Origin of the sequence: Pirellula sp. SH-Sr6A (assembly GCF_001610875.1) — a bacterium.
Lineage (GTDB): Bacteria > Planctomycetota > Planctomycetia > Pirellulales > Pirellulaceae > JBKCUI01.
On record NZ_CP011272.1, the window covers coordinates 3618900 to 3635074 of the forward strand.

Here is a 16175-nt window from a genome sequence, read left to right on the forward strand (position 1 = left end):
AGTACCTGTTCCATCCCATTATTAATGGCACGCGAAGGCACCTCAACCAATTACGGTGGATTCATGTCGCAAACTGCGCCAAGAAAAACGAGCAGCAGCAAAGCAAGTTGCCTAGCTTCTTCGTGGCGATTACAACAAAGTGAGCTTCACGATGGATAGGGCTCTGCAGAGGTTCAACCCGAGCGTCGTGATGTTCGAAGTCGGAATGCGGAGCAGCTCTTCACAATGGGCTGCTCCCATCCATTCCGACTTTGAGGGTATGCGATAAACCATCGCCGCACGATGCGGCGAAATCCCCAAGCAGGATGCGTTCATACTACGTTAGCTAAGAGGTGGAAAATTCCACTTGCCGGTGAGCCAAGACACCTCGATAGCAAATTCCTCCGCGTTGGTTCTGATTCCGCAAATGCCTTCACGCCTCCATGCTGCCCTTGAATATTAGTGTTCGATTAGTGGTAATTAGTGTTCCCAATCTTTCGACTCTGCGGTGCAGTGTTATGATGTTCCAACAAGATGGCGGTTCGTCGTTGATGATCTGCATGCCAGAACTAAGGAAGCCAAGTGGGAACACTAATCTTCGCTAATCGAACACTAATAGGGCAAGACACGACAGAGAATTCCTCTGCGTTGGTTCTGATTCCGCAGATGCATTCACGCGTCCATGCTGCCCTTGAATATTAGTGTTCGATTAGTGGTAATTAGTTTTCCCAAATCTTTCGATTGTGTTCAACATCATCAACGTCAAAGCTCGCAAGACGTTTTATCCGTTCAAGGTTGAGGTCCGGGAGGGATCGCGCGCAGAAAGTGGTTGGTGATCATTTGATAAAGGTGCCGTGTCGTATTCTCTCCTTCGCGAATCGCGTGAGTACGATTCGGATAAGCGAACATGGAGAACGATTTATTATGCTTGATCAGCTCGTTGATTAACAACTCCGTCGTTTGGTAATGGCAATTGTCATCGCCGGTGCCATGGATCAGTAAAAGCTCCCCTTTGAGCTGGTTCGCATAAGTGATCGGCGAACCCAATCGGTATCCCTCGGAATTGTCGCTCGGCAACCCCATGTATCGCTCTTGATAGATAGTGTCGTAGTAGAGTTGATTGGGGACAGGAGCGATCGAAACGCCAGCTTTATATAGCTCCGGGTTTCGAAACAATGCGTTGAGGGTCATCGATCCGCCACCGCTCCATCCCCAAACACCGACCCGCTCGGGATCCAGGTATGCAAACTTCTTGAGAACCGATTTCACTGCCGCCGCTTGATCGGCCGACGCGAGCACACCGATTTGGCGATAGATACTTTTTCGCCATTGGCGTCCTCTCGGAGCAGGGGTGCCTCGGTTGTCAAAACTCATCACGACGTATCCTTGTTGTGCGAGCATGCTATGCCATAACATTTGATCTCCCCCCCACTTGTCGACGACGGTCTGTCCAGCGGGTTCTCCATAGACATAAACGATCAGTGGATACTTCTTCGATGGATCGTGATCAGGCGGGAGAATGCACCAAGCGTCCAGTTCGACGCCATCGCCTATCTCGACGCGAAAGAACTTGCTTTTAGGCAGCGAAATCCCTTCCAAACGCGAACGGAGTTTCGAATTTGGTTCAGCAACGAACTCGGTTGCATGATCGGTAAGACGTACCACCTCTGTTATCGGGGGCGAAGTGAACTGGGAGGACGTAACAAGTGCCTTTTTACAATCGGGAGAAAGGACATAACGATGCGTACCGGTCTTGGTCTCCGGGGTAACGCGTTGCAGATCGCTGCCGTCGAACTTCACACGATAGAGATAGATCTGGGTGGCGTTGGAAGGCGATGCGTAGAAATAGATCCACTTCGATTCGCCATCGACCCCAAGGATTCCCGTCACGTCAAAATCACCTGACGTTACTGGTTGGAGTGATTTGTCTTGGATGGACGCGAGGTAGATATGTCGCCAGCCATCTCGTTCACTCAACCAAGCGAACTGCGACCGATCCGGCAGCCAATAGAGTGTATCTTCCACATCGATCCACGCGTCGTCGCTTTCCTTCAGGATTGCATCGACCTTCGCATGGTTTACATCCGCCTCATAGACGACAAGCTGGTTTTGGAGTCGATTCAGTTGCTGGATAACCAGTCGAGACTCATCGACCCATTCCATGCGAGGCAAATAGTTGTCCCGTTTGTTACCGGGAATCGGTACCCAAGATATTTCGCGACTGGCCAGTCGAATCACGCCAATTCGCGCTGCGGGGTTGGTCGTGCCCACTTTGGGATAAGGGATGTACTGAATCTTGGGATAGAGTGTTGAGGTGTTGTCAACAAGCGGAAACAACTCTATCCCCGATGCATCGATTTCCCAAAAAGCGATGTGTTTCCCGTCGGGGCTAAAACGGAAACCATCTCGAATCGAGAACTCCTCTTCGTAAGCCCAGTCAAAGGTCCCGTTGATCGTCGTAGAGCTTCCCGTATCGGTTAAACGTGAGATCGAACGGTCATCCAAGTTCTGAATGTAGAGATCGTTCTTGTAAACATAAGCTACACTCTTAGCGTCCGGGGAGAACTTGGCAAACATAAGGGATGCTGCATCGGCATCACCGCCAATTTGCATTAGCGATTTGGAATTCATATCCAGAACCCAATAGTCACCGCGTGTGTTCAATCGCCAGACCCGCTGGGTGTTTGCAAAAATAAGTAGCTTGGTTTTGTCATGAGACCATTGGTATGAGTCCAAGTTCAATGGTTTCTCTGCCGCTGCGGGTGTAAGCATCTCACACGATACCAAAACGGTCTCCACCGAAGCGGCAGTGAGGTCGATACGAACAATCGACGCACTTCCTGTCTCGACGTCTTTTTTGATTCGCTCAAATCCATTGCTATCGGTCTCCCATTGGCCTACGAATGTCTCTCCAACGAAGTCCTTGTTCTGGAAGATGGAATCAATCGAGAGTTCCGGCGTTTGTCCCGATGATCGTTCTTGGCCACAGGCGAATGAGCCTGATGAAGACAGCTGAAGAAGGGTCGCAATTCCGAAAATCGCAAGGAATCGAAACAACAATAGGCTCATCGAATGAATCCAAAGAATTGGAGTTAAGGATGTTTCATCGCACGCCGCCAGCGTAGAGAGGGGTAGGCTGGACTTAGCCAGGATAGTACCAATCGACAGGGCTGTCCATTGTGCGCACTTTGACGAGAAATGACTCTCGGCGTGCAAGGAAGTATCCATTGCCGGTTTTAGAATGGGGACGGGCCGGGGGCCCGATTGAAGATCTTGATCGAATACCCTTTCAAACAAATCTCAGAAAGCAGGGCTTCAAGCAATCAATGGCAATCAGAATCCGACCTCTAGTGATGGTCACCACAGCCATGCTTCTGGGCTTGGTCTCTCCAAGCTGCTTCGCCCAGCCGCTCAAGGTGTTTATCCTTGCAGGCCAATCGAATATGGAGGGACATGCTGAAATCCGAACCTTTGACTACATCGGCAAAGATCCTGTCACGGCACCGCTGCTCAAGGAGATGCGCAATCCGGATGGAACACCTCGAGTGTGCGACAAGGTCTGGATGTCTTATCTGACAGGTCCTTATGACGGTAGCGCGAATGGCGAAGGCTTTGGGAAATTGACCGCAGGCTTTGGTGCGCGCGGAGATCAACCCACCAAGATCGGTGGCAAGATTGGGCCAGAGTTCACCTTCGGCATCTTCATGGAGAAAGAGCTGAAGCAGCCTATCTTGATCATCAAGACTGCTTGGGGGGGTAGGTCGCTCCATACGGAATTTCGTCCCCCCAGCGCAGGGCCTTATAAGCTACCCAAGAAAACGCAAGATGCGTGGGATAAGCACCCGCAAGGAGCCCATGGCATCCCCAAACTGGAGGACCGAAAGAAATGGCAGGAAGACAAAGATGCCGCATCAGGTGTGTTTTACCGCATGATGATCGAGCATGTGAAAAAGGTACTGGCAGATCCAGCTCGTGTTTGTCCCGCCTATGATCCTAGCAAGGGCTACGAACTTGCAGGGTTCGTATGGCTTCAAGGATTTAACGACCTCGTTGACGGCCAGACCTATCCGAACGGAGAGTACGACGAATACTCGCGCCTCTTAACTCACTTCATTCGCGACGTGCGTAAAGACCTTTCTGCTCCGAAGATGCCATATGTCATCGGCGTGCTCGGAGTGGACGGTGAAAAGCACGTTCACTTCCGCAAAGCCATGGCCGCTCCCGCTGCCATACCCGAACTCGGGGGAAATGTGGTTGCGGTAGACACAGCCCCTTTCTGGGATCAAGCCATCGAAGCCGCGGTACCTAAGCGGGACGAATACAACCAAATCGTTGGCACGGCTCACACCTTGAACGCAGACGGAACGCTCGATTCGGGACGGAAGTGGGATACGTTTTGGAAACCGATTGGCAAGCCGTCGCCGGCGGATCGAAGCTGGAGTTTCATCACGGTAGATGCAAACGAAGCGAAGGATAAGCTGGAGGAGTTCACCGATAGGCGTTTCCGAGACATCGCACTCCCCGAAGGCATGGAGAATTGGTACGTGCCTGAGTTCGATGACCGCAATTGGACTGTAGGTAAGGCACCGATAGGCAAAGGCGTTTGGAAGCACAGTGGGGTCACGTTGGACAAGTATCCATCAAATTGGGGGCGAGAGGAATTCCTGCTGATGCGTTCCAAATTTGAAGTGGATAACCTTGACTACGACTCCTATCGCATCGCGATTCTAGCGAGACAAGGGTTTCATGTTTATTTGAATGGCCACAAAATTCACACTTACATATGGTGGAAGGATGATCCGCAATACAGATCGATCTTGCTCGACGAGCAGCAGAAGCAACATTTGAAGAAGGGGATAAATGTTTTGGCGGTTTACGCCAATGACCAATACTCGCCAAATTCGCCAGTACGTTACGGTGCGATTGATGCTTGGATTGAGGGTATCACCAAGGAGGAACAAGCGAAGCTCGACCTTGCTTTAGAGCAAGTTCTTTCCGCTCAAGACAAGGAGATTCTTCAAGGTGCTTCGAATGGCGGTTATCACTACTTTGGAAGTGCGAAGATCTTTGCACAAATGGGCAAAGCTTTTGCCGAAGCGAATCTAGAACTGATGAGGCAACATTGATAGCAAACTCCTATGCGTTGGACCCGATCTCGCAGATCCCCTCACGCTTCACTGCGAACACTTAACATTAGTGTTTGATTAGTGGATATTAGTGTGCCTGAACTTTCGAATCTGGGGGCAACATCAATGATGTTCCGACAAGGAGGCAACGGTCATCGTTGATGATCTACATGTCTGAAGAGTGGAGGCCAATGGGGAACACTAATCGTCGCTAATCGAACACTAATGAAGAAAGAGGTTCGGCAGATGCCCATGCGCTTCAATGCATCCTTTAAGATTAGGCTTTGATCAGCGGTTATTAGAGTTCCCGATGTTCTGCTCTGAGGAGGAAAACCGTAATGTTCAAACAAGAGGGATACGAAGTGATGGGCGCGGCATTTGAAGTCTATAACGAACTTGGGTATGGAATGGCAGAAGATGTTTACCAGGCCGCACTCGAAGTTGAACTCGGCCTACGAAGAATTCCGTTCGCTGCTCATGCGGAGTTGAATGTCTTTTTTAAGGGGCATCGGCTTTCACCTAAATATCGACCTGATCTTTTGGTGTTCGGCGAGATTGTGGTTGAGTTAAAAGCTCTGAAGGAACTTTGCTCGGACCATGAAGCTCAGCTATTCAACTATATGCGGATCGCAAGAAAAAAGGTGGGATACCTGATCAACTTTGGCAAGAAGAGGGAGCTTGAATGGAAACGGTTCATCGTTGATGATCTGCATGTCAGGACGAAGGAAGTCAATTGGGAACACTAATCGTCGCTAATCGAACATTAATGAGGCAAGATCGGTGGAAAATGTCTTTGAGTTGGATCTGATTCCGCAGATGCCCACACGGTGCCATGCTGCCTTCAAGATCAGTGTTTGATTAGTGGAGATTAGTGTTCCCTAGTTTTGAATACTGATAAGGAAGATATGATGGAGATCAGACAGGCTTTACCTAGCGATGTGGAGACCATTGCCCATTACAACATTGCGCTTTGCCGGGAAACCGAAGGACGGGAGCTGGATCCTTCGACGGTAACCAACGGAGTGAGACGCTTCGTTACGCAACCCCATAGGGGAAGGTACTTTGTGGCTGAGATCGACGGTCGAGTCGTTGGGCAAGCCGCGCACACATTCGAATGGAGTGACTGGAGAGACGGTGAAATTTGGTGGATTCAGAGCGTCTATGTGCATCCCGAGTTTCGGGGCAGGGGCGTGTTCCGCGCTCTCTTTGAACACATAAAGAAGCTTGGCGAAGCGGATGTGGATTGCTGTGGCATCCGCCTCTACATGGAGCAAGAAAACAAAACCGCACGCGAAAGCTATCGACACCTCGGTTTTAGTGAAACGGGTTATGTGGTATTCGAGCATTTGTGGGGGCAGCGAGCGCGGCACATAAGCTGATTGCACGGGATTCGATTCTCGGCGCGAGCGAGAATCGAATCAGATGTACTGGCGAGTTACAATGCGGGCTGAGTTCATGCAATAATGTATGCCACGCGATTGACATTCCTTTCCTGGGCTTTCACGGAATCGCTTTCGATGACAACTTCACCCTCTTTGCCGGTGGTCCGCGCCAGGTTTCCGGCGAGATCTTTACTGCGCGCGATTGCTTGCGGAGTTTTGGCATGTGTCTCTGCAAACAGCTTCGCAGCTCAGGAGGAATCGCCCGCCAAGTTGTTGTTCAGTCGACATTGTGAGCATTGCCACGCGGGAGCTGAAGCGGAAGGTGACTTTTCCGTCGCTCGCTTGACAGATGACTTCCAGGACAGACAGAACCGCGAGAAGTGGTTGATGGTTTTGGAGCAACTCCAGCACGGGACCATGCCCCCTAAAGAGGAGCCTCGTCCCTTCGAAGGGGACTTGAAAAACGTCATCGACTGGATCGGTACGCAGGCCGAATCCGCAGAGCTTGCACGCAGGCAAAAAGAGGGACGCGTGGTGATGCGGCGGTTGAATCGCGCGGAGTACGCGAACACCTTGCGCGACTTGCTCCACGTCGAGGTCGATTTGGCAGACCTGTTGCCGCTCGACACATCGACCAGCGGTTTCGATAACAATGCAGAACTCTTGCATACGTCATCGGTTTTGATGCGCAACTATCTCGATGCTGCGGATCGAGTCCTCGACGAGGCCATTGCGAACGAGCCTCAGCCGTGGATTCAGAAGAAGCGATTCGACATTCGAGAAGAGAAATCGGTCAAAGCCGCAGGAAGTGTTTACCGACACACGGATGACGGCGTGGCCATCTTCGCAACTTGGGAGTCGGCGAACATTCGCGTAACCATGTGGAACTTCCGGAGTCATGTGCGGGGCAAGTATCGTTTCCGTATCTCGGGCTACGGGTTCCAAAGCGAAGGCAAACCGATCGCGTTTCGCGTCACGGCCGGTACGCTCAAAGAAGTAACCGAGGAGCGACTTATCGATTACTTTGCGGTACCCGCCGATACACCCACCGTGGTCGAATTCACCGAGCAGCTTGAACCAGAGAACCGCATCCGTATCCTCGCCGAAGGCTTACCTGCACTACCACCGACAGTCGAAAAAATTGGTGCCGACAAATACACGGGCCCTGGACTGGTGATTCAATGGGTTGATGTAGAAGGGCCCATTCTGGAGTCTTGGCCCCCTCCCAGTCACAAAGCGATCTTCGGCGAACTGAAGCAGACTCGCGTTTCGTCACAGCGATTCGAAGTCGTCTCCCAGCAGCCCATGGTCGACGCGGAACGCATTCTTCGCGAGTTCGCACGTCGCGCCTTTCGTCGCCCCGTCAGCGACGACGATATTCGACCTTTCATGGCGAGGGTGAAATCGAAGCTAGACCAAAACTATAGCTTCGAGCAAGCCATGCGAGTGGGACTACGTGGCATATTGGTTTCGCCTGATTTCTTGTTTCTTCGCGAACAACCGACCAAGCTCAATGACTTTGCGCTAGCTAGCCGTCTTTCGTATTTCCTGTGGAGTTCGATGCCCGATGAGGAGCTTTTTCAGCTTGCCGCCGACAACAAACTCCATGAGCCCGATGTGCTTCGTGAACAGGTCGAGCGCTTGGTGCGAGATCCAAAGGCCAAAGCCTTCAATACCAACTTCACCGGGCAATGGCTCAGTCTCCGCGCGATCGACGCGACGCTGCCCGATGGTACTCTCTACCCCGAGTACGACGACATCCTCAAGACTTCCATGTTGAAAGAGACGTCAATGTTCTTCAACGAGGTGCTTAAGCAGGACCTGTCTCTGACTCAATTCGTTAGCTCAGGCTTTACTTTCCTCAACGAACGCTTGGCAAAGCATTATCGGATTCCTGGTGTCGAAGGGATGGAAATGCGCAAGGTGAGTTTACCTAAAGATAGTCATCGCGGTGGACTCCTCACGATGGGGAGCGTGTTGAAAGTCACGGCCAACGGAACGACCACATCCCCAATCATTCGGGGTGCCTGGGTGCTGGAACGAATTCTTGGCACGCCGCCGCCGAAGCCTCCTTTGGATGTGGAAGCGATCGAGCCCGACATCCGGGGTGCCACGACCATCCGTGAGCAACTTGCCAAGCACCGGGATGTCGAGAGTTGCGCCAGCTGTCATCGCAAGATTGATCCCCCCGGCTTCGCGCTCGAAAACTTCGATGTAATCGGAGGTTGGCGCGATCACTACCGCGCCACCGGCGAACCGAGAGTCGTCGATGGACGTCGGGTTCGCTACTGGAACGGTCCCCCTGTGGATCCGGCCGATACGTTGCCCGATGGTCGGCCCTTTCGCAACATTGACGAATACAAACGAATCATCCTCGAGGACAAGGACCAGCTTGCCCGCAACCTGGCTGAAAAGCTGTTAGCTTATAGCACGGGGGCAGCACCCTCTCACACAGACAAACCGCCGGTCGAAGACATTGTCCGCCGGGTCCGGGATAAGGGCTATGGATTCAAAGCGTTGATCCATGAGATCGTGCAGAGCCCGCTATTTCAGAGCAAGTAGAATTTTGCGAATGAGAATCCAATTATGAACCTTTATCGCCGTACCTTCATTCGCACAACGGGTGTTTCATTGGCACTCCCCTGGCTCAGCGTCTTCTCGGATCATACAACGAGAACGGCTTCGGCAGCATCCATCGCCCATCAACCACCGCGCCGGATGATCTGCATTTGCGCCCCACTCGGATTGCATCCGGACAATTTCTTCCCCTCGCAAACGGGTAGAGACTATGCACTTTCTCCCTACCTCGACATTCTCAAAGAGTATCGAGACGAGTTCACGGTCGTCTCTGGGTTATCGCATGCCGGCATGGGATCTAGTTTTGCGCATCAAGCGTCGGCCAGCTTTCTCACGGGCGCTCCCGGTGCAGGGCGACCAGGCTTTCGCAATACGATCTCGCTCGACCAGTTCGCTGCCGATCACATTGGGACGCAGACTCGATTCCCCAGTCTCTCGTTATCCGGTGAAGGCTCTGGAGGGTTGTCGTGGACTCGAAGCGGCGCGCTGATCGCCGCGGACAATTCGCCCTCCCGAGTCTTCGCACGTCTGTTCTTGGAGGGCAAGGCGGAAGATGTGCAAGAGCAGATGCGTCGCCTCGAAGATGGAAGAAGCATTCTCGATGACGTTAGCGATCAAGCCAAGTCGCTCCGTTCGGGCCTTGGTAGTGAAGACAGGGAAAAACTAGATGAGTATCTTTCCAGCGTTCGCGATCTCGAGCAACGAATGGTCATCGATGGAAGTTGGTCGAGGAAGCCCAAGCCCAAGGTGAACGTCGAGCCCCCTAAAGACATCCCCAACGCCGCCGACCTTATCGGCCGCACGCGTCTGTTATTCGATCTTAGTCATCTCGCAATTCAGACCGATTCAACGCGACTGATCACCATCATGCTAGCTGGCTCCAGCTTCGCGCCACCCATCGAAGGTGTGTCACTAGGGCATCACGATCTCTCCCACCATGGCAAGGATCCGAGCAAACTGCAACAACTGAAGATCGTCGAACTGGAAACGATGAAGACCGTGCGCGACTTGCTCGCCAAGCTCATGCAATCGCAAGAGGAGGGAAACAGCTTGCTCGATCGCACGACCGTCTTCCTCGGCAGCAATCTCGGCGATGGCAGCAGTCACTCTACGAAAAACCTGCCCGTGCTCGTCGCAGGTGGTGGGTTCCGGCATGGTCAGCATTTGGCCTTCGATGCCAACGACCCTCCCCCTTTGTGCAATCTGTACGTCAACATGCTACAACGGCTGGGCATCGAAACCGATTCGTTCGGCACCAGCACGGGAACGTTGGGCGGACTCGAACCGAGTTAGACACCGGACGCGAAGGAAAGAGACTACGAATCTCTCGAATTGCAGGTCAAGAGGAATCGAGCTTCGGTTAATTTCCTTTATCATGGCGACTTAAGCACCTCAGCAACGGTCGCTAGGCTTTCGAGTCATGTCGCGAGTCTTAGAACGCCTTTCGTTAGCTCCTTCAATTCAAGGAAAGTCTCGCATGAGCAAAGCCGATTCCGCTTCCCCGGCTATGAGTCCAGAGTCGATCAGCTATCTCGAAGAAGTCAAAAAGGGAAAGCCTCGCAAATTTGCCATGATCTGCAAAGGGACCAACATTGTTAGTTTGGTCGTCTACAAAAAGGGGAATGTCGAAAAGCGCAAGAAGGAAGCGAAGGAGTCGGGGAAGGGTCAGTTCTATTTTGGAATCGTCGACGGAAGGGGGCAGGACATTCGCTTTGTGCTGGCCCGCGCTGATGGATTCGAAAGCGCTCCGGTGAAGTCCACGGTCCTCAAGGGCTTTCTTGACGAAGCGGCTGACTTGAAGTGCAAACCCTACTTCGAGATCGTCGATGTCGCCCCGCTGGCCCTGGACGAAGACGATCCCCTCGTGGCACGCTTTCTCCGATTGCAAGGGGCGGCCCTTCAAGCCTGCGAATCCCACCCGCAGCGAGCCGATGAGATCAACGAATTGTGTCTTTTGATCGGAAAGCTACTGGAGCAGGAGCCGAACGACGATGCTGCAGGAAAACTCGATGCATTGGAGGCTCTCTTAGAAAGCTTGGGAGTGAATGCGGCATCCGTTGTAGATCAGAACGCTCAGCCGACAAAAGACCAGGTAGATCCCGCTGCTGCTTTCATGGCGAGGCTGAAGCTCCTGATGCCTGGTATTCAACAGGCAAAAGCGAATCCTTCGGCGATCGGTGAGCGGATCGGTGCAGCCGCGAGCGAAGCTGGCGTGTACGCTCGCAACAAGGATTTTGAGCCAGCGCATCGAGCGTTGGACGAAGTCGAGCGACTGCTCCAACAAGCTGCGGAGGGAGGCCCCAAGACCGAAGGTTCCGCAGTGGAGTTTGCCAAGATCAAGCTGGAATGGAATGCGGCTAAACAAGCGGTCAAGAAGCAACTCGACGAGCTCGCGAAAGAGATTCTCAACGATCCCGATGAAGAACAGGAAGCGGAATCGGAAGAGGGAGATGACATGGCAACCGCGGTCGCCAAGCTTGAAAAGGTTCTCTCACGCTTGAACGAAGGGCTGGGGGACACGCTCGATGAACTCTACTCGGCAGAACCGTCAGCCCGGCCACCGATTTTCGTTCGTTTAACCGCGATTGTTCGAAACTACCAGACCTATCTTACGGAAGACGAACTGATCGCTCTCGTCGAGGAGAACCCTTATCGAAGCGTTCCGATTCGCGCGACGCTCAACGCACCGCTGTCCAAAATACAAACCCAGATCCCCGCTGCCCACCAAGCGTAATTAACAAAGCTTCACCCCCCGACAACGGGTATGCGCACTCGCATCGCTCAGGAGATAGACCTTGCCGCTCAACAATCCCAATTTTCAGCTCGACGTTTCCAAAGAACTGATTCGCCTTCAACAACAACTGCTTGAACTACAAGCCTTGGACGAACTGGAAAACGTGAGGATTGACGATCGGACGGGCATGTTTGTGTATCCGCCACCTTCGCAGCGAGCCCCGCTTTCCCAGGATCAATACGATGACCTGATGGAGGAGCATGCCGCCAGAAGACCTAAAACCGCGATTCCGCAGACGCAACAGGCGATCGCAAATCTACGGCAACAGTCGCTACAGCAGTACAACCAAGTCAAACAAGCTCTGCAGAACGATTTGCAAAGTACCGGTTACAACGGTCCTCCCATTCTCGATTTCGACGATAACTCACTACGCATCGAAATCGGTTGTGGGTTCAAGGAGTTTCTCGACCGATTTGCCACCGCCATGTCGGTCGTACGCCAGACCGTCGCGAGGGATCCCAATGACGAGCGACCGCTCCAGGACATCTTCCGAGAATATGCGACACCGAGGGTCGTGAAAGAGTATGAGGACGCGTTCCGCGATTCGCTCCGCGATCAACGGGATTTGGGAGACCAAGCCTACAACGATCCGCAGATTCCGATCGATCTGCAGGGTGCTACGACCGGTGATGAAGTCGTTACTGCGGTGTTCGGAGGGAACGGGTCACAACCTGGAATCTGCTTGGATGACAACCACGGATCGCCTCAAGGCCCCGAGTTCTTGACGGAGAACATGGACGCACTGCAACAGTCCGGTGTGACCACATTGTTCATCGAACACTTCTGGCAAGAACAGCAGCAGATGCTGGACGACTATTTGGGCGGTCAGCCGATGGATCCGGTTTTGGAAAAGGCCATCTCCAAACTCGACAAGCCCTTTACCGATAAGAACCCCAACCACAAACCACTTCGAACGATGCTCAATGAGGCGAAGGCCAAGAACATTCGCGTGGTGGGTCTCGACAGCTACCAAGCCAAAGCGACGCAGCGTCATCCCTTGACCGAAGACCGTCGTGTCGCGGCCTTCAACGATACCGCTGCGAAGGTCGTTCAGAGAGAAAAAGGAAATGGCAAGTTCCTTCTCTTGGCGGGCAGTGCTCACAACAATACCGACGAGGGAGGCTTTCCCGGTCTCAGCCAGATGCTGGGTATTCCAGCGTTGAAGATCGACAAGGATTCGGGTGAGATCGGCGTGAGCAAGGAGAACAACTCTCGCAAGATGCGAACCGAATCGGAACAGGCGTATTACGAAGCGTTCATGGATGCCGTATTCAAGGCGAATCCGGATGCGTTCAAAGGTGACGCCAACGCAGTCAAGAGCCGGTGCGAGAACATTCGCAAAGCCGCCGACAAACTGACGCGAAAGATCGGAACGATGCTTGGGGCGATCGATCCAGCGAAGGCGATTCAGCTCGCGGAGGACGCGGCGAAACGGGTTTCGGACCAGATTCAAAAGGGTGAGGCTGCGCTGGGAGGTACCGATGCCGACGCCACGATTCTCGCCGCCGCGGAAGGACCCACAGAGTACATCGATGCGGTCAAGCAGCTAAAGCAAGCCATCGAGTCTGGGAAGGGAGACGAGGCTCTTCGAATTTTGAAGTCGATTCCGGATGATCGGATTCTCTTGGAATCGATCTCGAAAGTCGGGGCCATCGATCTACCTGAGGGAACGAGCTTGCTACACGCAGCCGCTCAGAGTAAGAATCCGAACTTGACCAAAGAGTTGCTAGCGCGGGGCATGAAGCCCGACCATCGCAACGCAGACGGGAATACGGCCGTACACTTGGCCGCGTCCAATATGGCGTCGAACGTCCATCGCTTGTACGAGGAGGTTTTCACAGAGTTGATTGACGCGGGCGCGACGATCAATCTAGAGAACAATCGCGGAGACACTCCAGTCCATATTCTTCGCAATTTGCAGTACACGACCTCCAAGAGCAACGAAAATTCTGGGCCTCTCAAAAGCATGGAAACGCTTTTGACCAAGCTCTCGCAGGATCCGACTTTTGCTGCTGCCAAAGCGTGCCGTCCAGGAAACCTCGATCAACTCATCACCGCTTGCTACCACGGCGAGACCGCCGAGGTCAATCAATTGGCGCTGAATGATCCGATTCTCAATCAGAAGCTCCGCGGGAGCGCCGCCATTCACGCCGCCGCTGAAGGTGGACATCTCAGTACCCTTCAAGCCCTCGTGTCAAAAGGAGCAGACCTGACGATCAAAGGCCCTCAGGACCGGAATGTGCTCCACATCCAATGCTCAGCGGGTATCGACGACGGCCCCATGGCTGCTTATCTCATCCAAACGATGGGTGCAGTCTCGTCAGAGCGAGATAAGGGCGGGCGAACTCCGCTAATGCTAGCTGCCGAGAACGGCCTGGCGGCACCGACAAAAGAGATGCTGGCCAGTCCTCACAAGGTCTTCTTCAACTCGGCCGACGAGACGGGCATGACTCCGTTCATGTATTCGGTTCTGAAGAGTGATATCGGCGAAGGGAAATGCGAACAGGAGTTCTATAACGCCTTTCCCGATCTCGATTCCGATGGCCCTGGCAAACCCGTATCGGTCGTCGAGATGCTCAAGTGGATGACGAACGTGGATGACCCCGAAGCAATCCCCGAAGAGTTTCTCGAGCAGATCTACCAAGAGTTGTACGACGATCCGGTGCTCCGACCTGTTCTGGAAGTCGCAGCGCGAAGCGGATCAGGACCGCGAAAGACAGACCCCAACCGTTTCGGCGAGTCGGCCCTCCGGATCAACGCTTCCAATGGTTCAGGGCCCGCCGGTGGTGGCGGACAAGGCAATTACATGCCATTTGGCAATCGCCTGAACTTTGGGGCGAAACAGAATGAAGGCAAAGCCCAGGGCAAAGGCTTTTGGCTCGATTCGGTAAAAGGAACTCTCATCCACGAGTTGACGCATCACGCGGCCGCCATCACTTACGACAACGATGCAATTCCAGTCCCCAAAGGGCCAGGAAACGGCCAGACCGACCCGCAGAAGTCGCAAACGTACGTCACCGCTTTCGAGGAGGATGTTCGAAACGCTTCGCACCTCGCCATGACCGAAGAGGAGCAACGCGTCGTTCTCTTGGTTTCCGCCCGCCTCACTACCTATCAAAAGGAACTGCAGCTTCCCGGTCGTTTATTATCTGGCGGAGAAAATATGCAGGTGGAATTGATCGTTGGGATCAGCCAAGCCATCGCCGAACTGGGGCTACCGCTCGTCCAAAAGATGTACCCGAAATTGTCGAAGCATTACATGGATGTCTTCGCCAAAGATGTGGAGGATCGTTGTACGGACAACGATCTCCTCTCGCCCGATCTCGATGACAATCTAGGAGTCAAGAATCGGACGATCGCCAATTCACCAGACAAGCTGTTTGCGTCCCCTAAGGTTTACAACGCCGAGAAGATTTGGGAGTTTATCGAAAAGGAATTTACATTCGCAAAGGGAATTCTCTCTCACAGTTTCCAATCCAGCTCGCAGGATGGCGTACCCGTTTGGAACGTGAGCTGTTTGCAGCTCGATCCCGAAGACAAAAAACTCTTGGAGAGACTTAAACCTCTCGTTACCAAGTTGATTGAGAAGGAGCTGAGCAACTCCGACCTTCCCCCTCAATTCGCCACCGATCGCATCCGCGAATTGGTAAGGACCGTCTCCGCCGAGTGTCAGAAGTTCGATACGAACGCGGATCCCAAAACCGAAGGAAAGAAACTGCTGACGAGCCTCAAGAATGCGACCGATACGTTTACCACCAACACCTCGCAGGACTTCGAGCAAGATTATCTCGCATCAACTCGCCAGCGGCTCGAACGCATGACGACCAAGGATTACACACTCTCGGCTCGCGATATCGCGGAACTCACCGTTGTTCGTGCATCCGATACCGCAAGCCAGTTGGCGTCCAGTAACGATGCAGTCAGCGTAAACCCCAAAAAGCTTTCGCAGATCATCGACTTCCTCGAATCGAAACTCGAGGAGCTGATGAAGACCGACGAGAATCTCAAGAAGTCCCCCGAAAAGTACATCGACAAATATGTTCAAGCTCTCGTGAACGACAAAGACTTTTTCGTCAAGAAAAAGGGAAAGGCCAGCGGCCACGTGTCCGCCAAAGTCTCCGGTGTGAAAAGTCTTTGGAAGAGCAAACTACGCAAGATCAAGGTGTAAGAGACGTTTCAGCGCATTCGACGACGGCTTGCTTCAACATCGCTCTGCCCTGGGGTTCCGACCTATATGGCAAGAAGATGGGGGCAAGAGCATGAAGAGTCTTCACCTGTCCCGAAATACTGTTTTGAAGGTCACGCACTTCGTATTGA

The 16175-nt window shown here is 53.0% G+C and carries 9 protein-coding genes; 7 read left to right on the forward strand and 2 right to left on the reverse strand.

The features are described 5' to 3' along the window. Window positions 1-129: 129 nt before the first annotated feature. Complete coding sequence (locus tag VN12_RS14010; protein ID WP_146677414.1) at window positions 130-315, reverse strand: hypothetical protein; 186 nt, start codon at window positions 313-315, stop codon at window positions 130-132. Window positions 316-768: 453 nt separating this feature from the next. Next, window positions 769-3048 carry a S9 family peptidase gene (locus VN12_RS14015; protein ID WP_168164402.1) on the reverse strand — a complete coding sequence of 760 codons (2280 nt, stop codon included), beginning with the start codon at window positions 3046-3048 and terminating at the stop codon, window positions 769-771. A 257-nt stretch (window positions 3049-3305) separates the two neighbouring features. Here VN12_RS14015 and VN12_RS14020 point away from each other — a divergent pair, with 257 nt between their 5' ends. The 7 genes from VN12_RS14020 (at window position 3306) to VN12_RS14050 (ending at window position 16026) form a co-directional block, all read left to right on the forward strand. Then, window positions 3306-5105 carry a sialate O-acetylesterase gene (locus tag VN12_RS14020; protein WP_205855045.1) on the forward strand — a complete coding sequence of 600 codons (1800 nt, stop codon included), beginning with the start codon at window positions 3306-3308 and terminating at the stop codon, window positions 5103-5105. 338 nt (window positions 5106-5443) lie between these two features. Then, entirely contained in the window at window positions 5444-5851 is a 408-nt protein-coding gene (locus VN12_RS14025) for a GxxExxY protein (RefSeq protein WP_146677416.1), read from the forward strand. A gap of 159 nt (window positions 5852-6010) precedes the next feature. Further along, the gene (locus VN12_RS14030) at window positions 6011-6484 is read left to right on the forward strand and encodes a GNAT family N-acetyltransferase (protein WP_205855046.1); all 474 of its coding nucleotides are present in this window, start codon (window positions 6011-6013) and stop codon (window positions 6482-6484) included. Between the two features lie 138 nt (window positions 6485-6622). Beyond that, window positions 6623-9049, forward strand: coding sequence for a DUF1592 domain-containing protein (locus VN12_RS14035; RefSeq protein ID WP_168164403.1), 2427 nt, complete (start codon window positions 6623-6625; stop codon window positions 9047-9049). 24 nt (window positions 9050-9073) lie between these two features. Further along, on the forward strand, window positions 9074-10357 hold the full coding sequence (locus tag VN12_RS14040) for a DUF1552 domain-containing protein (protein ID WP_146677418.1): 1284 nt from the start codon (window positions 9074-9076) through the stop codon (window positions 10355-10357). A 184-nt stretch (window positions 10358-10541) separates the two neighbouring features. Then, window positions 10542-11798 (forward strand): hypothetical protein, encoded by a 1257-nt coding sequence (locus VN12_RS14045; protein WP_146677419.1) that lies wholly within the window; start codon window positions 10542-10544, stop codon window positions 11796-11798. Between the two features lie 61 nt (window positions 11799-11859). Then, window positions 11860-16026 carry an ankyrin repeat domain-containing protein gene (locus VN12_RS14050; protein ID WP_146677420.1) on the forward strand — a complete coding sequence of 1389 codons (4167 nt, stop codon included), beginning with the start codon at window positions 11860-11862 and terminating at the stop codon, window positions 16024-16026. The last annotated feature ends 149 nt before the right edge of the window (window positions 16027-16175 follow it).